Source organism: Pontixanthobacter luteolus (assembly GCF_009828095.1).
GTDB classification, from domain to species: domain Bacteria; phylum Pseudomonadota; class Alphaproteobacteria; order Sphingomonadales; family Sphingomonadaceae; genus Pontixanthobacter; species Pontixanthobacter luteolus.
On sequence record NZ_WTYP01000001.1, the window covers coordinates 1,009,299 to 1,030,159 of the forward strand.

Genomic DNA, 20,861 nt, shown 5'->3' on the forward strand with positions numbered 1-20,861 from the left:
AAGTTTATGGCCTCCAAAGCGAAGACCAAGGATAAAGAAGACGCTCCCCTGATCGACCTCAACGAGGCGTCGGTGAAGAAGCTTCTCACCAAAGCGAAACGCAAGGGTTACATCACGGTTGATGAACTCAACGAAGCGCTTCCTCAGGACCAGATGACCACCGATCAGATTGAAGACGTGATGTCTGCGATCAGCGAAATGGGTGTCAACATCGTCGAGAACGATGAAGAGGCCGAGGCCGAGAAGGAACAGGAATCCGAAGTTGAGGAAATCAGCGTCGGCAAGGATGGCAAGGAAGCGAAGAAAGCTCCTGCCGGACCAAAGAAACTCGCCGCTGGCGAACGCACCGACGACCCAGTCCGCATGTATCTGCGCGAAATGGGCGCTGTCGAGCTGCTCAGCCGCGAAGGTGAAATCGCGATTGCCAAGCGCATCGAGGCCGGTCGCGACACGATGATCATCGGCCTTTGTGAAAGCCCGATCACGTTCCACGCAATCATCCATTGGTCCGAAGCCCTCAATAACGAGGAAATGCAGCTGCGCGAGATCCTCGATCTCGATGCCATGCTTTCCAAGGAACCTCCCGTCGACAAGATGGAAGAGGAAAACGAGGATGATGACGGCGAGATTTCCGAGGAAACCGCTGGCGTCGACATCCGCGACGATGACGACGATTCCGATGAAGATTCGGACGATGACGAAGACGGCGAAGAAGGTTCATCCAAGAAACGCGACGATGAGGAGGAAGAGGACAACACCCTTTCCCTCGCGCAGATGGAAGCCGCTCTCAAACCGGAAGCACTCGAAACCTTTGCCCGCATCACGAGCATGTTCAAGAAGTTCGAAAAACTGCAGGCCGAACGCGTCGAAACGCTCGGCGCTGGTCTCGAATTTCCTGCCGCTAAGGAAAAGAAATACGAGAAGATGCGCGAAGACCTCACTGCCGAGGTCGAAAGCGTCCAATTCCACGCGACCAAGATCGAATTCCTGGTCGACAATCTGTACGCGTTCAATCGCCGCCTGACTGCGCTTGGCGGCCAGATGCTGCGCCTTGCCGAACGCCACAAGGTCAAGCGGATCGACTTCCTCGACGCCTATATCGGCAACGAGATGGACGACAATTGGCTGAAAGACCGGGTCAAGAAAGACAAGAAATGGGCGGCCTTCGCAGAGAAGGAAGCCGATGCAGTCGAGCGTATCCGCGCAGAGATTGCGGACATTGCCAGCCAGACCGGTATGTCACTGCCCGAATTCCGCCGCATCGTGAATATGGTGCAGAAGGGCGAGCGCGAAGCACGTATCGCGAAGAAGGAAATGGTTGAGGCAAACCTGCGCCTGGTTATTTCCATCGCCAAGAAATACACCAATCGCGGCCTGCAATTCCTTGATCTTATTCAGGAAGGCAACATCGGCCTGATGAAGGCGGTCGACAAGTTCGAATACCGCCGCGGTTACAAGTTCAGCACCTATGCAACGTGGTGGATCCGTCAGGCGATCACCCGCTCGATTGCCGATCAGGCACGAACAATCCGTATTCCGGTCCACATGATCGAGACGATCAACAAGCTGGTCCGCACGAGCCGCCAGTTCCTGCACGAGCAGGGCCGTGAGCCGACACCGGAAGAAATGGCCGAGCGTCTCTCGATGCCGCTTGAGAAGGTTCGCAAGGTGATGAAGATCGCCAAGGAACCCATCAGCCTGGAAACGCCGATCGGTGACGAAGAAGATTCGCATCTCGGCGATTTCATCGAAGACAAGAACGCCATTATCCCGGTGGATGCGGCAATTCAGGCCAACCTGAAAGAAACCGTTACCCGCGTTCTGGCATCCCTCACCCCGCGTGAAGAGCGCGTGCTGCGGATGCGCTTCGGTATCGGTATGAACACTGACCACACGCTTGAAGAAGTCGGCCAGCAATTCTCGGTCACCCGGGAACGCATCCGTCAGATCGAGGCGAAGGCGCTCAGGAAGCTGAAGCACCCTAGCCGCAGCAGAAAGATGCGGTCGTTCCTCGACCAGTAATTCTTTCAAACCTGTTGGTGATTTCGAACATGGCCCGCTGGCAATCAGCGGGCCATTTCTCTATGTGCAGCGCATGAAAATCGCCATCGCCTCCGACCACGCCGCGCTCGACCTGAAAGCCGAGCTGCGCGAGTGGCTGATCGAACAGGGCCACGAGGTTGCGGACCTCGGGCCGGACACCAATGACAGCGTCGATTATCCCGACTTTGGATACAGCCTTGCCGGGGTGGTGGCTGACGGGACTGCCGAACGCGGTATCGCACTATGCGGCAGCGGAATTGGCATTTCGATGTCGGTCAATCGCAACCCTGCTGTTCGCTGCGCTCTGGTCTCCGAACCGCTGAGTGCAGCCCTCGCCCGCGAACATAACGACGCGAACTGCATCGCGATCGGCGCCCGTCTGACAGGCAGCGACATGGCCAAGGCCTGTGTCAGCGCCTTCCTTGAAACAGAATTTGCCGGCGGCCGTCACCAACGCCGCGTAGACAAGCTTTCCAACCCAAAGGTCTGATCCATGAGCACTGCCGAAGCCACCAGCACCGACATTATGCATCGTTTCTGGCATGACGACCTTGCCACCGCCGATCCGGAGATCGCGGGCGCCGTCGCCAACGAATTGAAGCGCCAGCAAGACAAGATTGAACTCATCGCGAGTGAGAACATTGCCAGCAAGGCGGTGCTGGAAGCTGCAGGGAGCGTATTCACCAACAAATATGCCGAGGGTTATCCCGGCAAACGGTATTACGGCGGCTGCGACTATGCTGATGTCGTGGAGACACTGGCAATTGACCGGGCGAAGGAATTGTTTGGCTGCGAATTTGCAAACGTCCAGCCCAACAGCGGTTCTCAAATGAACCAGGCGGTATTTCTCGCGCTGCTTGAGCCCGGCGACACTTTCATGGGCCTCGACCTGAATTCGGGCGGGCACCTGACCCATGGTTCCCCCGTCAATATGAGCGGCAAGTGGTTCAATCCCGTCGCATACGGTGTGCGCAAGGAAGACGAGCGCATCGACATGGATCAGGTCATGGCGATTGCAAAAGAGCACAAACCGAAACTCATAATCGCGGGCGGCACCGCCTACTCGCGCGAGTGGGACTGGGCCGCATTCCGCAAGGTCGCTGACGAGGTTGGCGCCTATCTGATGGTTGATATGAGCCATATCTCCGGCTTGGTTGCCGGTGGCGCGCACCCTTCGCCCTTCCCGCATGCACACGTCGTTACCAGCACCACGCACAAAAGCCTTCGCGGGCCGCGTTCGGGCATTATCTTGTGGAACGATGAAGACCTGACAAAGCCGATCAACATGGCTGTCTTCCCCGGCATGCAGGGCGGCCCCCTGATGCATATCGTTGCTGCGAAGGCAGTCGCATTTCGCGAGGCATTGCGGCCCGAATTCAAGACCTACGCCGCAAGCGTGGTTGAGAATGCCCGGGCGCTGGCGGCAAGCATTGAAGAAAACGGCCTGCGGATTGTCTCGGGCGGCACGGACAACCATTCCATGCTGGTCGACCTTACGTCCAAGGACGTTACTGGCAAGGCAGCTGAAAAGGGCCTCGACCGGGCATGGTTGACTTGCAACAAGAACGGCATCCCGTACGACACCCGGAGCCCGTTCGTGACCAGTGGCATTCGTCTCGGTACCCCGGCAGGAACAACCCGTGGTTTTGGCCCGGCTGAGTTCCGTAAGATTGGCGCGCTGATCGCTGAAGTGGTAGAAGGGCTTTCTAAAAACGGCCCCGAAGGTGACGCCCAGATAGAGGAATCGGTTCGCAACCGCGTTTCTGAACTGTGCGCAGCCTTCCCAGTTTACCCGGGAATGTAAGATGAAAGACAAAGAACCAGATCTGGTCGACGATGCCCGAACTGAAATTGCCGGAATGGCGAAACAGGGCATGGCTCATCCATCGACCAAGCCTGTGCTCGCAGGCGCGGCAATCGGTGCGCTTGGCGGCGCATTGCTGCCGGTCGTGACATGGCCGATCGGCCTTGCCGCCGGTGCAGGCTATGCGTTGTGGAACAGGATCAAGAAATAGATGCGATGCCCGTTCTGCGCGCATGAAGACAGCCAGGTAAAAGACAGCAGACCGACAGAGGATAACGCCTCGATCCGTCGGCGCCGTCAATGCACCAGCTGCGGCGCACGCTTTACAACTTTTGAACGCGTGCAATTGCGTGAAGTGACGATCGTGAAAAGCGGCGATCGCAGGCAGGCTTTCGACCGGTCGAAGCTTGAGCAATCCGTGGCTCTGGCATGCCGCAAACGCGATGTGTCGCAAGAGCGGATCGATCAATTGATCTCGGGTATCCAGCGCCAGGTGGAAACCGCCGGTGAGAGCGAAATCCCGTCCTCCCGCCTGGGTGAAATGGTAATGGACGGGCTGCGCCAACTCGACAGCGTCGCCTATATCAGGTTTGCGAGCGTCTACCGCGATTTCAGCGAAGCTAGAGATTTCGAGGAGTTCGCCAGCACCGTTCAGGAAGTCGCCGGAGCCGGCGCTGAAGAATCCGATGCCGCAGCAGGCTAAATCACCCGTCATTGTTCTGGTGCGCCCTCAATTGGGCGAAAACATCGGCAAGGTCGCCAGAGCGATGCTCAATTTCGGGCTGACTGAACTGAGAATGGTTGAGCCGCGGGATGGCTGGCCTAACCCGAGCGCTGGCCCGGCTGCCGCCGGAGCGGATATCGTGCTCGATCAGGCGCAAATTTTCGGCTCGACTGCCGAAGCGGTCGCCGACTGCACCACTATCTTTGCGACAACTGTGCGCAAACGCGGCGATTCCAAACCGGTGGTGACGCCCGAACAGGCGGCGGGTCAGATCATCGCGGAATCCGGGCGATCCGCGATCTTGTTCGGTCGGGAAGCGTCAGGTTTGGATACACAAGACGTAGCGATGGCGCGCGCAATTCTGACAGTACCGATCAACCCGGAGTTTGGCTCTCTCAATCTCGCACAGGCGGTAATTCTGTGCGCTTATGAATGGTCCAAGACCCAGTCGCTGAAACAGCCGACGCTTGAAGAAGTGCTGCCCGCCGCCGAACAAGCGGAACTGGATGGATTGATCGGACACCTGGAAGCCATGCTGGAGCCGAAGGGATATTTCCTGCCGCCGTCACGGTCCGATGCCACCCGCAGAACCTTACGAAATGTGCTGACCCGTCCAGGCTGGAATCATTTGGAAGTGCGTACCCTACGAGGCGTGCTCTCCTCGCTTTCGCGGCGCGACAGAACCTGACGAGAGGTCCCCAACCTCGAGGTTTCGCTTCGGAGCTAAGGTGCTGTAAGCGCTCAACTTGACTTGGAACAGGCTGCGGGGTTACCATGTTTCTATGAGCACGCTCGCAATCTTTGTTGCAATTGCATCTGTGCAGGCAGCCATTTCGACTGCTGATATGGGGGTAGTCGAGGCAACGTCCGAAAGTGTTGATCCGCAGGATGATCTCACTCCTGCAGATGATAAGACACTGATTTGCAAACGGCAGACAATCGCTGGTTCCCGCTTGAGAACTCGGGAAGACTGCAAAACCGCAGAAGGTTGGCGGCGTCATAAAAGAGAAACACGCATGGAATTTAAGCGTGCGAGGTCAAGAGTTGCAGATACAGCCAAATAGGCCTCCCGCACTCAATTCATTTATAGGAAAACACGATGAAAATAGCACTCCCCCTTGCCGCCCTTGCGGCATTCAGTATCGCAGCCCCAGCTCTGGCACTGGATTCGAACGCAGCGGCCAGCGCCGAGGCAAAAGACGAAGAAGCTAAAGAAGCAAAAGTCTGCCGGATCGAAACGATTACAGGTTCGCGTCTGGCAAAGCGCAAAGTGTGCCGTACAGCCGAGGAATGGCGGAAATACGAGCAGGACACTTCTGACAACTTTGAACAGGCTCGTCGCCGTGTGAATGATGCTGCGGGCAACCAGTAACATCACTTGCTGACAAGTCACATTGATGGCGGAAAAGATACAGCAGCCCCGGCATGCCCCGGGGCTGTTTCTGTTTTCGTGAGGTGAATTCAGGCACAGCTGAGGCAAAAATCAGCGGAATCCTATCGACGCAAGCGTTTCCACTCGGTCATTTCGTAGGCGATGGAGGTTTCGACCAGGCTGTCCCATATCTCTGCCAATGCGTCAGCCGGAATGCCCGCCTTTGCCGCCCTTTGACGCACAGCGTCAATCACGGCCGCCTTGCGGTCTTCGTCTCTTACCGCGCTTTGCTCCGTCTTAATGCGTGCCGCTGCACGCATATATCCGAAACGGGTTTCGAGCAGATCCACCAATGCGCGATCGGTCGCATCGACCCCGGCGCGCACATCGATCATTGTCTGACAGTCTGAGGGGGCTTTAGCTTGGTCATTCATCGACGCGCGCCCTGCCCTTTTGCGGCTAGTTTGTCGAGTGTGTTATCGCTTGACCTGATGACTGATCCTGCTATTCGCGCGCTTCGCAATTGGCTCCGTATCCCGGTGAAGCGGCAGCCGCGTTAGATACCATCATCTATTTGGTCGATCTGACGGAGCGATACCGGGTTAAAGCGCTGCCGCTGGGGCAGCGATTGCAGATTGAAGGAAAGACTTATGTCGAAGCGCAAAAGCGCCAAGTACAAACTCGACCGCCGGATGGGTGAAAACATCTGGGGTCGTCCAAACAGCCCGGTAAACAAGCGTTCCTACGGCCCCGGCCAGCACGGTCAGCGCCGCAAGAGCAAGATGAGCGACTTCGGCCTGCAACTGCGCGCCAAGCAGAAGCTCAAAGGTTATTACGGTGACGTAACCGAGAAGCAGTTCCGCCGCACCTACAAGGAAGCGACTGCGATCAAGGGCGATACCGGCCAGAATCTCATCGGCCTTCTCGAGCGCCGCCTCGACATGATCGTATACCGCGCGAAGTTCGCTCCGACGATCTTTGCTGCACGTCAGATCGTGTCGCACGGCCATATTCGCGTGAACGGTGTTAAGTGCAACATCGCAAGCCGCCGCTGCGACGTCGGTGACGTGATCAGCCTGGGCGACAAGGCCAAGGAAATGGCGCTGGTTATCGAAGCCCAGAGCCTGCCTGAGCGTGATGTTCCCGACTACGTTGCTACGGATGGCAACGACAAGGTCACCTTCACCCGCGTGCCCAAGCTGGACGAAGTACCTTACCCGGTCACAATGGAACCGAACCTGGTCGTCGAATTCTATTCGCGCTGATCGGTACCAATCTCGAATTCAGGAAGGGCGGCCTCTCGGGGCCGCCCTTTCTTTTTCAGTCGCCCAGGTTTTGATCCAAGAATACGCCGATGCGTTGCAGCATGTCGGCGCGTGCAGCACTGTCCGAGAGGTTGTGTGCCAAATCTTCATATTCGACATAATCGACAGGCTTGCCTGCATCTTTCAGTCTGTCAGCCATATGGCGTGACTGCCTGACCTCTACATTCTGGTCAGATGTACCGTGGAACATCAGTACCGGGCTGGTGAAACGATCGACGTTCTGTGCAGGGCTACCTTCCTTGATGTGCGGGCCCGCCCCAATGAATTCACGCATGATCCTTTCGTTCGTGAAACCCAGGCTATCATTCTTCAGTTTCTCGAGATCTGTTACCGGAGCAATTGCCACAACCGCACCATACGGATTGCCTGAAACAACCTGCGATTGAAGCGCTGCGTATCCACCGTATGACCAGCCAACAATTGCCATTTTGCTGCCGTCTGCGATGCCTTCGCTGACGAGCCAGTTTCCGGCATCGTTGATATCATTGACCGCTGTGTTCCAGCTCTTGAATCCATTTCTGCCAAACCATGCGCGGCCATACCCCGATGAACCGCGATAATTTGGCTGAAGGACGGCGTAACCCCGAGCTGCAAAGAACTGCACCAGCCAGTCAAATCCCCATTCATCGCGGGAACTTGGCCCGCCATGAGGCAAGACGATTGCAGGTAGATTCGATTTGGCCGGACCGTTTGGTAAGGTCAGGTAGCCGGGTATCTCGGTTCCGTCCCGTGCAGGAAAAGTCACTGGCTTCATTTCAGCCATATCCTGGCCTGAAAGGGCATTCCTCAACGGAAGCAATTCCTGAAGTTTCGAGCCGTTCTTGTCGAAGAGATAAACCATGCCGGGATCAACATCACTGGAAGCAATAATCAGCAACTTCTGTTCATCGGCGCTTGCACCGGCCACACCTACCGCGGGGTTTCCGGGCAACGCATTTTGCAACTGCCCGGTTAAGTTGGCCAGATTATCGTCGAAAAATTCGACTCTCCGTTTTTCGGTTGCGTAGCTGACCCCGACGACGCGGCGCTGGCGCCCGATCCTGACAAGAGAATCCACATCGACGTCGTCACGCACCTTCACCGGTTTCGGGCTGCTATCTGCGCTCAAGCCAAGCGAATATACGCCAGTAAATCCATCCTGATCCATGAAGCCATAGGCGACATCTTTGCCCGAATCGATAGCAACCGGACGAAATCCTTGTGATCCAACGCCATCGAACACCGCTGTCGACAAACGCTCCCAGTCATCACTATCGGCGGGGCGATATAGATAAACCCGTCTGCCGAGCGAGCGCCCACGATTGTCGGTAGCGACCAAGACCTTCAACCTGATTCTTCCCTTGTCATCAGCGATATAGGCCACGGCGCTCTCGTCGGGCTGCTCGATGGTGTCCCGTTTGCCGGTATTCACATCTACAAGATCGACACCTAGACCGCTTTTCGTGTTCGCAAGCCTTGTGTTATTCGTCCATTCCTCAACCCAGGCGCGGGTCATTGCGATTTTATCTGGTTCAGTTTCAACATCGAAGGCAACAATCGATCCGCCGCGTTGTGAGGTATACAGCGCCCTCGAAGACGTTTCTGCCGTCAGCTTTGTCGCCTCACCGCTCTCAATGTTAACGCCGATGGCACGCTCGAACCCGAGCAGCCGGCCCGATGAATCCTCCACAATAGAATACAGGTAACAAACCAGATTCTGATCAGTGGCCCACATACACGAATCGATATCCACGTTGGGTGTATTGTCCGCCAGCAGGGTTTTCGGTGTGATGGGGCCCTGTGCATCCAGATCCACCAGCATGACCTTCTCACCGCTGGTGCCATTCGGTGAAATATAGACAATTTTGTCACCAGAGGGAGACAGGCTTATACTCAGGATCGACTGCCGAGCCCCGAACCGCGCCGCATCATCTTCCAGCGTTTGAGCGGCCAGAGGTGAAAGACTGATCAGGGCCAGGCCCGCTGCCACTGCTGCCCGTGAAACTTTTTCAAACTTATGCAATTAGGACCCCCAAATCTGTGATTGCGGGATCATAAGAAGGTAAATCTTTGAGACAAGAGCCTATTTGGAAAAATAATCGCTTCGGAATTTCGCGGCAAATTCCTTGAACTTCCCGATCTGGATTGCATCGCGCATTGCCTGCATCAGTTGCTGATAAAACGCTATATTATGCTCGGTCATCAGCATCGCGCCGAGAATTTCCTGCGATTTCACCAGATGATGCAGATACGCCCTGCTATAGGTTGCGCAGGTATCGCACGAACAGCGGCTGTCGAGCGGTTGCTGATCCTCTGCAAAGCGGGCGTTGCGTAGATTGATCGGACCGTTCCAGGTGAATGCCTGACCATTGCGGCCTGACCGGCTGGGCAGCACGCAATCGAACATATCCACGCCGCGCTCCACCGCGCCGACCAGATCATCCGGCTTGCCCACGCCCATGAGGTAGCGCGGACGGTCGTGGGGCAATTGATCAGGCGCGAATTCAAGCGTGGCGAACATGGCTTCCTGCCCTTCCCCCACCGCAAGTCCGCCAATCGCATAGCCATCGAAGCCGATATCGGTGAGCGCATCGGCGCTTCGTTTGCGCAGTTCCTGATCCAGAGCGCCCTGCTGGATACCGAACAGGGCTGAACGTGAGGCGTGTTCTTCGCCGGAATCGAACCCGTCGCGGCTGCGTTTCGCCCACCGCATGCTCATTTCCATGGAACTCGCGATAACATCGCGCGGTTGGTCCGCCCGGGGACATTCATCGAATGCCATGACAATGTCCGAGCCCAGCAGGCGCTGGATTTCCATCGATCGTTCCGGGGTCAGCATATGCTTCGATCCGTCGAGGTGACTGCGGAACTCGACCCCTTCTTCGGTCAATTTGCGCAGGTCCGAAAGGCTCATCACCTGATAGCCGCCGCTATCAGTCAAAATGGGCCGGTGCCAGTTCATGAATTTATGCAAGCCGCCCAAGCGGGCTACGCGTTCGGCACCCGGACGCAGCATCAGATGGTATGTGTTGCCCAGAATGATGTCCGCGCCGGTCTTGCGCACCGTTTCCGGCTTCAGCGCCTTGACAGTCGCCGCGGTTCCCACCGGCATAAAGGCAGGCGTTCGAATGTCGCCGCGTTTCATCTGAATCAGGCCGGTGCGGGCCTTTCCATCTGTCGCTGATATTGAGAACGAGAATCTGTCTGGGGTCTGGTCTGTCATGGGCCTGTCTTTGATGGGGCTTGCGGCCCTTAGCGCCAGCGGCCACAGCGGGCAAATGATCGAGAGCTTCACACCCGAAACCTGGTTGATCGTGACGATGTTCGGTGTCGCTATTCTGACCGGATTCATCGACTCTATCGCCGGGGGCGGCGGGCTGGTGATGATGCCCGCATTGCTCGCGGCAGGCCTGCCCCCGCACCTCGCTATCGGAACGAACAAGCTGCAATCGGTCTTCGGGACGAGCACCGCCTGCTGGTCTTACTGGCGGGGCGGTCTGGTGGAGATCCGGCGGAATCTCCCGCTCGTCGGCCTGGTGTTTTTCGGGTCGGCCATCGGTGCCATTCTGATCCAGCAGATATCCGCCGGCGTGCTGGCGTATATCGTGCCGGTCTTTCTCATCGCCTTGGCTGGCTATGTTATTTTCTCGCCCAGAATGACCGATAACGACGCGCATGAGCGGTTGAGCCGCAAAAGCTACGCCCCGGTCGCAGGAACTATATCACTGTATGACGGATTCTTCGGACCCGGTACTGGCCAGTTCTTCACCGCGAGCCTCGTCGGTTTGCGCGGACAGGGCCTGACGCGGGCAACTGCCAATGCCAAGCTGTTCAACGCAACGACCAATTGGGCAGCGGTGATTGTGTTCACACTGGGCGGAAAAATGGTCTGGCTGCTTGGCCTGGCGATGGCAGCAGGGGCCATGATCGGCGGTTTCATCGGTTCACGTTTCGCCATGCGGCACGGGGCAAAATTGATCCGTCCGCTGATGATCGTCGCGTCTCTTGGCCTGACCGGCAAGATCCTGTGGGACTTGCTCGCCGCGTGACATCAGGCGCGAAGGCGCCATCCCGTCTTGAAAATGATGGTGATGATCGTGACGCAGATCGCGAGGAAACCCAGCGTCAGGCCGAAGGACACCCAGATATTGACGTCGGAGGCGCCATAGAACGTCCACCGAAGCCCGTTCACCAGATACACAATGGGATTGAACAGCGCGGCTGTGCGCCACGGCTCCGGCAGCATGTCGATTGAATAGAATGTGCCGCCAAGAAATGTCAGCGGCAAGAGGATCAGCTGCGGAATAATCCCGAGCTTCTCGAAACTGTCCGCCCAGATTCCCAGAATGAAACCAAACAGCGAAAAACTCGCCGCGACGAGCATTATGTAGCCGATCGCCAGGATTGGATGGGCGATGGTGTAATCCACGAACAACAAGGCAGTCGTAAGGATTATCGCCGCCAGAATAAGTGATTTGGTCGCAGCGGCACCGACGAACCCGACCAGCGTCTCCGCAACCCCGACAGGCGCGGACAGCAGCTCGTAAATCGTGCCGGTGAACCGGGGCATGTAAATCCCGAAGCTGGCGTTCGAAGTGCTCTCACTCAGAAGCGTGAGCAGCAGCAGGCCAGGAACAATGAACGCGCCGTAACTAACACCGCCGAGGTCTGGCATCCGCCCGCCGATCGCCGCGCCAAACACGATGAAATACAGCGAAGTCGTCAGCACCGGCGCAAGGATGGACTGGAACGCGGTGCGCAGCGCGCGCATCAGTTCACGGGTGTAAATCGCCCATGTGCTGCGGAGGTTGAAACCCATCACGCGCTTTCCTCCACCAGTCCGACGAAAATATCTTCCAGGCTGGAATCGCGGATATCGATGCCGACATATTCAATCCCGGAAATCGCAAGATGCCTTGTAACCTGTGCGACCTCTGCCCGGCCAAGACCGCTACCGTCCCCGCCGCGGTAGCGCAGGTGGATGCCGCCCGCCGTCAAAGTTAGCGGATATTTCGACAATGCATCGGGGATATCAGTCAGAGGTTGCTTCATTTCGATGACCGCCTCTGTGCTTCCCAGACGGCGCATCATTGATGCCTTGTCATCCACCATCAGGATCTTGCCATTGCGAATGATACCGACCCTGTCGGCCATTTCCTCGGCCTCTTCGATGTAGTGGGTGGTCAGAATGATGGTGACCCCGCGTTCACGCATTTCACCGATCAGTTTCCACATGTCGCGCCGCAATTCGACATCGACCCCTGCGGTTGGTTCGTCGAGGAAAAGCAGGTCTGGCTCATGCGCCAGCGCCTTGGCGATCAGGACCCGGCGTTTCATCCCGCCTGACAATGCACGAATTTGTTCCTTGCGCTTGTCCCACAGGCTGAGCGAGCGCAGTATTTCCTCGATCCGCGCGGGGTCCGCCGGGAGGCCGAACAAACCGCGCGAATACGCCACCGCACGCTGAACCTGCTCGAACATGTCGGTCGACAGTTCCTGTGGCACCAACCCGATCCGGGCACGGGCCGAGCGCCAGTTTGTTGCAAGATCATGCCCGAACGCACGGATCGTCCCGCCACTTGGCCGGACAAGCCCGCAAACCGCACCGATCAGCGTGGTCTTGCCCGCTCCATTCGGTCCGAGCAGCGCAAAAATCTCGCCCTTGTGAACGGTCAGATCGACATCGTCCAAAGCGGTCAGCCCGCCAGGGTATTTTTTGGTCAGATTCGCGATTTCTAGAATTGGCTGCGTCACATCACCCGACCATTGCTCTTGTTTCAGGAATTGCCCTCTTCCCAAGTCCAAGCAACCTTCTTCACGATTGTCGACAAAAATGAGAAACAAAGTGTTGCCGACAGCGTCAAGACCGCAATCCCAAAGGATGGCCAGGTCGCCTTGGAGAACACGGTCCACCAATTGTCAGCGCCTTCAACCGTCGTTGATCCACTTGCGCTGATAAGTGTTGCCGCAAACAGGATACCGAGCACCAACAGCAGGAGAATATCCCATTTGCGCGTCTCGAAGAACGTTTCGAATTTGCCCCGCTCGATTGTTCCCGTCGCGAGACGTTTGGCCTCGCCGCCGCTGTAAGCCGAGACCGGAGCTGAAATTTTCTCCCACTCGGTAAGGTCGATGAATGGGAATTTTCCGCGATCACGAAGCTTCGCAACCAGTACTCCGGTGACATCTACAATCCCACGAAGGCTGGATTGCTGGCACCAGACGGTGATCGCGCCTTCCGTAACTCGGGTTACAAAGACATTCGACTTGGTCGGGACATGCGCTCCGCAGAAGACAGAATACTTTTCAATCTCCTTGGAGAAAACGGCATGCTCACCTGCATCTAGATTTCGCTTGGCCAAATCCTTGTGGTGTTCGCCCGATCCGACCAGCACCAGTTTGTCTTTACCATCATCACTTATGCGTGTTTTCTTGCCGTCCCTGCTCTCCTTCGCAGGATCGTAACGCGTCACCAGTCCAATTGCCTGCATCGCGGCGCGAATGTCATCGTCGCTGGGAAAGCTGTTCCCTTCAGCGGACAGCGGAACCGAGATCGAAGACAGCATCTATTCTTCCCCCCTTGCCAATTTCCATTCTTTGCAAGTTCAAGGCAACAATAAAGACGAATCCCCGTAGCTATAAAAGCGATAATTACTCTCAATCGCCTGGGCGTAGACTGCCTGCATACGGTCCCGACCCATAAGTGCGCTGACAAGCATGAAAAGCGTCGATTTAGGCAGATGGAAATTGGTCATCAGACCGTCGATTGCCTTGAACCGGTAGCCGGGAGTGATGAAAATCGATGTGTCGCCTGCAAACGGCTGAATGACGTCGTGCTCGTCAGCCGCGCTTTCAAGCAATCTGAGGCTGGTCGTACCGACAGCGATAACCCGGTTACCCGCCACCCTGGCCGCATTGAGCCGGGCCGCGGTATCTGCGTCGATGCGGCCCCATTCCGCATGCATGGCGTGATCGTCCGTATCGTCAGCCTTGACCGGCAAAAAGGTCCCGGCACCAACATGCAACGTCAGCGTCTCGCGTACCACTCCCCGATCATCGAGCGCCCGTAGCAAGGCATCGGTGAAGTGAAGCGCTGCGGTTGGGGCTGCGACAGCGCCATCCTCTTTCGCAAAAATAGTCTGGTAGTCCGATTTGTCCCGTTCGTCGGTCGGCCGTTTTCCTGCGATGTACGGGGGGAGCGGCATCCGGCCAGCGCGCTCGAGCAGCGTCTCGACCGGTTCGTCCCCTTCGAAGGCGAGAGTGAAACTGCCGTCATTGTGGCGGCGCTCCGCCATCGCAAACACCTCGCTGGGAAATGCAATCCGGTCACCTTCCTTCAGCCGTTTGGCGTTGCGAATGAATGCCTGCCACCGGCGCAGATCGATCCGCTTGTGCAGCGTCGCACCGATCTTTGCCTCTCCGCGAACGCCCTCCAGCTGAGCAGGAATGACCCTGGTATCGTTGAACACCAGCACATCGCCGCGGTTCAGGAATGACGGCAAATCGCGCACATGAACGTCGAGAAGGTCTGAATCCTTGTCGGCCACAAGCATCTTGGCAGCATCGCGAGGCGATACCGGGCGCAAGGCTATCCGTTCCTGGGGAAGCTCGAAATCAAACAGGTCGACACGCATGGCGCGGCCCTATCTGCACTGCGATGGTATGTGAAGCCTAACCCTCGATCGGGGCGCTGAGCATGTCGGAAGTTATTTCCTGCTCGGGCTGAGCGACCGGCTCTGGCGCAGGCACGGGCTTGTTATCCGAGCCGATCGATGCCTGTAAAATACGGGTCGGGTTCGCCGGCGGTTCGCCGCGGTTGATCGCATCCACTGCGTCCATACCGGAAATGACCCGGCCGAAATTGGTGTAGCGCTTATCCAGCGAGAAACGCGGGTAGAAATTGATGAAGAACTGGCTGTTGGCGCTGTCTTCCGACTGTGCACGTGCCATGGAGAGCGTTCCGCGAACATGCGGCATCGGATTGAATTCCGCCTCCAGATCGGGAAGTTCGGAACCGCCTTGGCCCGTGCCGGTCGGGTCACCGGTCTGGGCCATGAACCCTTCGATCACGCGGTGAAAAATGATCCCGTCGTAGAAACCCTGGCGAGCAAGCGTCTTAATCCGCTGAACATGCTTGGGCGCCCATTGTTCCATCAACCGGACCTGCACGCGGCGACCATTGGAAAGATCGAGAACGAGGATATTCTCGCGATCCTCGTTCACATTGTAATTGATCGGCGCATATTGCTTGGGAAGGTTCGCCGTTTCCACGCTTTCATCGACTACCGGGGCCTCGTCTTGGGCAAAAGCCTGGCCGGAAGTGAAAGCAAGCGCAGCGAATGCGCTGGTGGCGATCAGGTGTTTAAACATCAATATCCCGTCAATCTGGTAATTTCTATGGCCGACCATCTAGCGTCCGGGGCCTGTCACTTCAATGAATGATCAATAATCGCCCAAGCGGCCGATTTTTTCCACCCGCGCAACGACGTCTTCGCAGACTTCCTTGCTGACAAATGGTGTGATGTCACCGCCAAACAGGGCGATTTCTTTCACCAGCTTGGATGCAATAGGTTGTAGCGAGACGTCTGCCATGAGAAAAATGGTTTCGATCTCGGCATCCAGCTGCTGGTTCATGCCAGCCATCTGATATTCGTATTCAAAATCGGCGACTGCGCGCAGACCTCTGACAATAACGCTCGCGCCTTGCGCCCGTGCGAATTTCATCAGCAGAGCATTGAAACCGACAATCTCGACATTGCCGAGACCGAGGTTCGTCACCTCGCGGCGAACCATTTCCATCCGCTCGTCCGTGCTGAACATGGGGTTTTTCGAAGGGTTGGTGGTCACGCCGATGATCAACCGGTCGACCAGTTTCGAACCGCGCCGGATAATGTCGGCATGGCCCAGCGTGATCGGGTCGAAAGTGCCCGGGTAAATGCCTATCCGTTCACTCATCGATCCCTCTCCACAATATACCGTGCCAGCGCGCCCAGCAGCGCGGCGTCATCGCCGTAACTGACCAGATGGCCAACTGCCTGTTCAACAAGCGCTTTCGCCTGCTGCCTTGCCCCATCCGGGCCCATCAGGGTCACAAAGGTTTGCTTACCCTGCTCGTCATCCTTGCGCAGGGCCTTACCGGCCAAATCTTCGTCGCCTTCGTGATCCAGAAGATCGTCGGCGATCTGGAATGCCAGCCCGATATCACGGGCGTAGGCTCTCAAATGCGCCCGCCCCTCTGGCGCGACCTTGCCCAGAATTGCGCCCATTTCGACCGAAGCTGCCAAGAGCGCACCGGTCTTCAGTTGTTGTAGACGAGTGATGGCGTGCAGGTCGTAATCGGTTTCTTCCGCGACCATATCCATCATCTGACCGCCGGCCATACCGCCCATTCCGCTGGCGGTGGAAAGGGTCGCTATCAGCTCAGCTCTGGTGAACGGATCGCCGCTGGTCGCTGTATCCGAAAGGATCTCAAACGCGAGCGCATGGAGCGAATCGCCGGCAAGTACTGCAGTTGCTTCGTCGAAGGCCTTGTGAACCGTTGGCTTCCCATGGCGCAGATTATCATCGTCCATGCATGGCAGATCGTCGTGGATAAGCGAATAGACGTGGATGGCCTCAACCGCGCAGCCGGTGCGCACCGCAGCGTCGCGGTCCACCCCGAACATCGCGGCGGTTGCTGCCACCAGTAACGGGCGGACCCGTTTGCCGCCGCCAATCGCGGCATAGCGCATCGCTTCGACGAGCCGCGCCCTGGTGTCATCCGGCACCGGCATCATTGCGTCGAATGCCTTGTCTACATCCTGCTGGATATCGGCCAGTCCGGACGACAGGATGGCTTCGGGAGACCCGGTATCGCTCACATCAACTGTCCGCGTCGAACGGCGCAGTGCCCGATGCCTTGCCGTCAGCGCCGGTCACGATCTTCTCAATCCTCGCTTGCGCCGAATCGAGCCGGGCCTGGCAATGCAGGCGCAGTTTCTCGCCTTGTTCATAAAGGCTGATCGACTCGTCCAGTGGAACCTCCCCACTCTCAAGCCGTTTCACTACATCTTCCAAAGCCCGCAAAGCGTCTTCGAAAGTCATCTTGTCAATGTCGGGTGCTGCCTCGTTCATGGCAGGGAGCATTGACGGTCACGGCTTGCTTGGTCAAGCTGTGCAAACAGGGGAAATCACAATGAAATGGATCATAGCCTACGTCGCCGCGGCAATAAGCTTCGGCATACTCGACGCGCTTTGGCTGCGCTGGGCGGCACCGAACCTCTACCGCCCGGTAATCGGTGAGATTATGACCGACAACATCCGGGTCGGCGCAGCAGGCGTTTTCTACCTCCTCTACATCGCCGGAATGATCTGGTTTGCGGTGAAGCCCGGGCTGGCATCGGGAAATGTTCCGACGGCAATGCTGAACGGCGCGCTGTTGGGCGGGCTTTGCTATGCGACCTATGACCTGACTAGCCAAGCTGTGCTGAAAGTCTGGTCCACCCAGATAAGCGTGATGGACATTCTTTGGGGAGCATTCGCAACAGCGGTTGCCAGCGGCATTGCCACATGGGTAACACTGCGCTTCACACATTAATCGGATTTCATCCGGGGGCACTGGGGAAATGTTTATCGGTCATTGGGCGCCGGCCTTTGCGGCGGCAGCCTATAGCAAGAGAGCGCCAAAGCTTGGCACTCTCTTCATCGCCGGCCAATTGGTCGATTGGGGTTTCTTCGCACTGGCAACGGTGGGCGTGGAGCATATGCGGATCGAACCGGGGGCGACGGCCATGAACCCGCTCGACCTGTATCACATGCCCTATACCCATAGCCTGCTCGGCTCTGCGATCTGGGCGATAGCCTTCGTTGTCGTTCTGCTGCTCGCACGGCGCGAATTGACCACGGCGCTGATCGGCGGGCTGGTTGTGCTTTCCCACTGGTTCGTTGATCTGTTGGTCCACCGGCCCGACCTGACGTTTGCCGGCGGTGATTCGAAAATCGGTTTCGGCATCTGGAATTACCCGGCAATCGCTATTGCGCTGGAGCTCGGCATCACCTTGGCCGCATTCCTCTGGTACGTCCGCAAGACCAAGGGGCCTGTGATGCCGCCGTGGATACTCCTTGCCTTGTTGCTCGCCATGCAATCGATCAACTGGTTCGGGCCCGAACCACAATCTGCCGGCATCGGGCTGTACCTGACTGCGCTTGCCAGCTTCGGGATTGCGGCATGGGTTGCATCTTGGGTGGGGACAACTCGCCGCCATATAAGTGATCGGGGGCTAGCGGGAGCAAGCCCACCCCGCTAAGGGCGCAGCATGTCCGAAATTACTCCCGAAGTCGTCGAAGCCCACGGCCTCAGCCCAGAGGAATATGATCGCGTTCTGGCCGGTCTTGGCCGCGAACCCAATCTGGTTGAGCTGGGCATCTTTTCCGTGATGTGGTCTGAGCATTGCTCCTACAAATCGTCCCGCTTCCATTTGAAGAAGCTGCCAACGGAAGCACCGTGGGTGATTTGTGGACCGGGCGAGAACGCCGGCGTGATCGACATCGGCGATGGTCAGGCTGCCATCTTCAAGATGGAGAGCCACAATCATCCCAGCTATATCGAACCCTATCAGGGTGCAGCCACTGGCGTAGGCGGTATCTTGCGGGACGTGTTCACCATGGGCGCCCGTCCCGTAGCGAACATGAATGCCTTGCGTTTCGGCTCGCCTGATCACCCAAAGATGAAACATCTGGTGAAAGGCGTGGTTGCCGGAATCGGCGGCTACGGCAATTGCGTGGGCGTTCCGACTGTCGGCGGCGAAACCAATTTCCACCCGGCCTATGACGGGAACATTCTGGTCAACGCGATGACCGTCGGTGTCGCCGACGCGGACAAGATTTTTTACAGCGCTGCCACCGGCATCGGCAATCCGATCGTCTATGTCGGATCGAAGACCGGACGTGACGGTATCCACGGCGCAACCATGGCCAGCGCCGACTTCAGCGAAGACACCGAGGAAAAGCGCCCGACCGTGCAGGTTGGCGATCCGTTCACCGAAAAACTGCTGATCGAAGCCTGCCTCGAACTCATGGCAACCGATGCCATCGTCGCGATCCAAGATATGGGCGCTGCGGGTCTGACATCATCCAGCGTCGAAATGGCGACGAACGGCAAAACCGGCATACGCCTCGACATGGACAAGGTTCCGTGCCGCGAGGAAGGCATGACGCCTTACGAAATGATGCTGAGTGAAAGCCAGGAGCGGATGCTCATGGTTCTCAAGCCGGGCAAAGAACCCATGGCAGAGGCGATCTTCAAGAAGTGGGAGCTCGACTTCGCGGTCATTGGTGAAGTCACCGACACCCAGCACATGGTTCTGGAATTCGGCGGGGAAGTGGTCTGCGATATTCCGCTTGGTCCGCTCGCCTCTGACGCTCCTGAATATGAGCGGCCATATGCGTCCAAGGAAGAATACAAGGCCTGGGCAGGCATCCCGTCGCTCTCCCGGATCGAGGATAGCGAGGACCATGGTGCGGAACTGCTGCATATGCTTGCCAGCCCCGCGCTCGCATCGCGCCGCTGGATCTGGGAACAGTATGACAGTCAGGTCGGCGCAGACACACTGCAGAAATCGGGCGGTGATGCAGCCGTTGTGCGCGTTCACGGTACGAACAAGGCGCTCGCCATCTCGACCGATTGCAATCCGCGCTATTGCTATGCCGATCCATATGAAGGCGGAAAACAGGCGATTGCAGAGGCATATCGCAACTTGAATTCCGTTGGTGCGAGGCCGCTTGCAGTGACCAACTGCCTGAACTTCGCCAATCCGCAGCGGCCCGAAATCATGGCTCAGTTCGTTGGCTGTCTGGAAGGCATGGGCGAAGCCTGCCGCGCGCTCGATTTCCCGATCGTTAGCGGCAATGTTTCGCTCTACAACGAAAGCAAGGCCACCGGCGGCGGTAGTGCAATCCTGCCCACCCCCGCAATCGGCGGCGTCGGCGTGCTCGAAGATCTTGGCGATATGGCTACCATCCCGTTCAAGGATGAAGGCCATGCTATCGTCGTGCTCGGCGGCTTTACCGACAATGGCGACGTTTTGTGGAACGCCAAGTCCGAAACACCGGACCTGCCGGCCATGCGTGCCGATGGCGCAATTGGTACGATCGGTTCGCACCTGGGCCAGTCGACATGGCTGCGCGAGGTCCGCGGACTGGAGGATGGCTCACCGCCGCCTGTTGATCTTGCGCTTGAGCGTAAAATTGGCGAATTCGTTCGCGGTCTGATCGAACAGGCGCGATGCACCGCTGTCCATGATATCTCGGATGGCGGCGCTGCGGTCGCGCTGGCCGAAATGGCGATGTCCAGCGGTATTGGCGCAACCGTCCATACATTGGGCGACTCGCTTCTCGACATGTTCGGTGAAGATCAGTCGCGTTACATCGCCACCTTCACCTTCACGGAACGTGAGGAATGGGAAGCGTTCAAGGAAGAATGCGAACAGGCTGGCGTGAGCGCCGACTGGATCGGCTTCACCGGCGGAAAGTCATTTTCCTGGAAGGATGACGAGGACAGAATCCTGTTCGACATTCCGGTGAACGATTTGCGTGCAGCCAATGAAAGCTTCTTCAAGGACTGGATGGAAGACTGAG

The 20,861-nt window shown here is 57.4% G+C and carries 24 protein-coding genes; 13 read left to right on the forward strand and 11 right to left on the reverse strand.

What is annotated here, in order from left to right:
• Positions 1-6 precede the first annotated feature (6 nt).
• The 8 genes from rpoD to GRI43_RS04835 all read left to right on the forward strand — a co-directional run bounded on the left by rpoD (position 7) and on the right by GRI43_RS04835 (position 5,943).
• On the forward strand, positions 7-2,022 hold the full coding sequence (gene rpoD / locus GRI43_RS04800; protein ID WP_160729920.1) for an RNA polymerase sigma factor RpoD: 2,016 nt from the start codon (positions 7-9) through the stop codon (positions 2,020-2,022).
• A 73-nt stretch (positions 2,023-2,095) separates the two neighbouring features.
• Complete coding sequence (gene rpiB / locus GRI43_RS04805; RefSeq protein WP_160729921.1) at positions 2,096-2,533, forward strand: ribose 5-phosphate isomerase B; 438 nt, start codon at positions 2,096-2,098, stop codon at positions 2,531-2,533.
• A gap of 3 nt (positions 2,534-2,536) precedes the next feature.
• Positions 2,537-3,847: a serine hydroxymethyltransferase gene (gene glyA, locus GRI43_RS04810; protein ID WP_160729922.1), complete on the forward strand. Its 1,311-nt coding sequence runs from the start codon at positions 2,537-2,539 to the stop codon at positions 3,845-3,847.
• A 1-nt stretch (position 3,848) separates the two neighbouring features.
• Positions 3,849-4,058: a hypothetical protein gene (locus GRI43_RS04815; RefSeq protein WP_160729923.1), complete on the forward strand. Its 210-nt coding sequence runs from the start codon at positions 3,849-3,851 to the stop codon at positions 4,056-4,058.
• Positions 4,059-4,550 carry a transcriptional regulator NrdR gene (nrdR, locus tag GRI43_RS04820; protein WP_160729924.1) on the forward strand — a complete coding sequence of 164 codons (492 nt, stop codon included), beginning with the start codon at positions 4,059-4,061 and terminating at the stop codon, positions 4,548-4,550.
• Complete coding sequence (locus tag GRI43_RS04825) at positions 4,534-5,259, forward strand: RNA methyltransferase (RefSeq protein ID WP_160729925.1); 726 nt, start codon at positions 4,534-4,536, stop codon at positions 5,257-5,259. The genes nrdR and GRI43_RS04825 overlap by 17 nt, the downstream gene beginning before the upstream one ends.
• A 94-nt stretch (positions 5,260-5,353) precedes the next feature.
• Entirely contained in the window at positions 5,354-5,635 is a 282-nt protein-coding gene (locus tag GRI43_RS04830; RefSeq protein ID WP_160729926.1) for a hypothetical protein, read from the forward strand.
• 35 nt (positions 5,636-5,670) lie between these two features.
• The gene (locus GRI43_RS04835; protein ID WP_160729927.1) at positions 5,671-5,943 is read left to right on the forward strand and encodes a hypothetical protein; all 273 of its coding nucleotides are present in this window, start codon (positions 5,671-5,673) and stop codon (positions 5,941-5,943) included.
• A 122-nt stretch (positions 5,944-6,065) separates the two neighbouring features.
• On the opposite strand, the gene GRI43_RS04840 is transcribed toward GRI43_RS04835, so the two are convergent.
• A complete protein-coding gene (locus tag GRI43_RS04840; protein ID WP_160729928.1) occupies positions 6,066-6,377 on the reverse strand; it encodes a chorismate mutase in 312 nt (103 codons plus the stop codon).
• 216 nt (positions 6,378-6,593) lie between these two features.
• Here GRI43_RS04840 and rpsD point away from each other — a divergent pair, with 216 nt between their 5' ends.
• The gene (gene rpsD / locus GRI43_RS04845) at positions 6,594-7,208 is read left to right on the forward strand and encodes a 30S ribosomal protein S4 (protein ID WP_160729929.1); all 615 of its coding nucleotides are present in this window, start codon (positions 6,594-6,596) and stop codon (positions 7,206-7,208) included.
• Positions 7,209-7,263: 55 nt separating this feature from the next.
• Here rpsD and GRI43_RS04850 read toward each other — a convergent pair whose 3' ends face one another.
• Positions 7,264-9,270, reverse strand: coding sequence for an alpha/beta hydrolase family protein (locus GRI43_RS04850; RefSeq protein ID WP_235903605.1), 2,007 nt, complete (start codon positions 9,268-9,270; stop codon positions 7,264-7,266).
• Between the two features lie 60 nt (positions 9,271-9,330).
• Positions 9,331-10,470, reverse strand: a complete 1,140-nt coding sequence (gene tgt, locus GRI43_RS04855; protein WP_160729930.1) for a tRNA guanosine(34) transglycosylase Tgt — start codon at positions 10,468-10,470, stop codon at positions 9,331-9,333.
• Here tgt and GRI43_RS04860 point away from each other — a divergent pair.
• The gene (locus GRI43_RS04860) at positions 10,469-11,296 is read left to right on the forward strand and encodes a TSUP family transporter (protein WP_235903606.1); all 828 of its coding nucleotides are present in this window, start codon (positions 10,469-10,471) and stop codon (positions 11,294-11,296) included. The genes tgt and GRI43_RS04860 overlap by 2 nt on opposite strands.
• A gap of 2 nt (positions 11,297-11,298) precedes the next feature.
• Here GRI43_RS04860 and GRI43_RS04865 read toward each other — a convergent pair whose 3' ends face one another.
• From GRI43_RS04865 to GRI43_RS04900, 8 genes are all read right to left on the reverse strand, one after another.
• Positions 11,299-12,066 carry an ABC transporter permease gene (locus GRI43_RS04865; protein WP_202391591.1) on the reverse strand — a complete coding sequence of 256 codons (768 nt, stop codon included), beginning with the start codon at positions 12,064-12,066 and terminating at the stop codon, positions 11,299-11,301.
• The gene (locus GRI43_RS04870) at positions 12,066-13,001 is read right to left on the reverse strand and encodes an ABC transporter ATP-binding protein (RefSeq protein WP_160730642.1); all 936 of its coding nucleotides are present in this window, start codon (positions 12,999-13,001) and stop codon (positions 12,066-12,068) included. The genes GRI43_RS04865 and GRI43_RS04870 overlap by 1 nt, the downstream gene beginning before the upstream one ends.
• Positions 13,002-13,024: 23 nt before the next feature.
• Entirely contained in the window at positions 13,025-13,813 is a 789-nt protein-coding gene (locus GRI43_RS04875; protein ID WP_160729932.1) for a hypothetical protein, read from the reverse strand.
• Positions 13,814-13,852: 39 nt separating this feature from the next.
• Positions 13,853-14,881: a tRNA preQ1(34) S-adenosylmethionine ribosyltransferase-isomerase QueA gene (queA, locus tag GRI43_RS04880; RefSeq protein WP_160729933.1), complete on the reverse strand. Its 1,029-nt coding sequence runs from the start codon at positions 14,879-14,881 to the stop codon at positions 13,853-13,855.
• A gap of 37 nt (positions 14,882-14,918) precedes the next feature.
• Positions 14,919-15,617: a peptidylprolyl isomerase gene (locus tag GRI43_RS04885; protein WP_160730643.1), complete on the reverse strand. Its 699-nt coding sequence runs from the start codon at positions 15,615-15,617 to the stop codon at positions 14,919-14,921.
• A gap of 72 nt (positions 15,618-15,689) precedes the next feature.
• Positions 15,690-16,202 carry a pantetheine-phosphate adenylyltransferase gene (gene coaD, locus GRI43_RS04890; RefSeq protein ID WP_160729934.1) on the reverse strand — a complete coding sequence of 171 codons (513 nt, stop codon included), beginning with the start codon at positions 16,200-16,202 and terminating at the stop codon, positions 15,690-15,692.
• On the reverse strand, positions 16,199-17,107 hold the full coding sequence (locus tag GRI43_RS04895) for a polyprenyl synthetase family protein (protein ID WP_271438803.1): 909 nt from the start codon (positions 17,105-17,107) through the stop codon (positions 16,199-16,201). Before GRI43_RS04895 ends, coaD begins: the two co-directional genes overlap by 4 nt.
• Position 17,108: 1 nt before the next feature.
• Positions 17,109-17,360 carry an exodeoxyribonuclease VII small subunit gene (locus tag GRI43_RS04900; RefSeq protein ID WP_160729935.1) on the reverse strand — a complete coding sequence of 84 codons (252 nt, stop codon included), beginning with the start codon at positions 17,358-17,360 and terminating at the stop codon, positions 17,109-17,111.
• A gap of 61 nt (positions 17,361-17,421) precedes the next feature.
• On the opposite strand from GRI43_RS04900, the gene GRI43_RS04905 reads away from it, so the two are divergent.
• From GRI43_RS04905 to purL, 3 genes are read left to right on the forward strand one after another with little or no spacing between them, the layout of a single operon-like run.
• Positions 17,422-17,823, forward strand: coding sequence for a DUF2177 family protein (locus tag GRI43_RS04905; protein ID WP_160729936.1), 402 nt, complete (start codon positions 17,422-17,424; stop codon positions 17,821-17,823).
• 28 nt (positions 17,824-17,851) lie between these two features.
• Positions 17,852-18,532, forward strand: a complete 681-nt coding sequence (locus tag GRI43_RS04910; protein WP_160729937.1) for a hypothetical protein — start codon at positions 17,852-17,854, stop codon at positions 18,530-18,532.
• A gap of 9 nt (positions 18,533-18,541) precedes the next feature.
• A complete protein-coding gene (gene purL / locus GRI43_RS04915) occupies positions 18,542-20,860 on the forward strand; it encodes a phosphoribosylformylglycinamidine synthase subunit PurL (RefSeq protein WP_160729938.1) in 2,319 nt (772 codons plus the stop codon).
• Position 20,861: the final 1 nt, after the last annotated feature.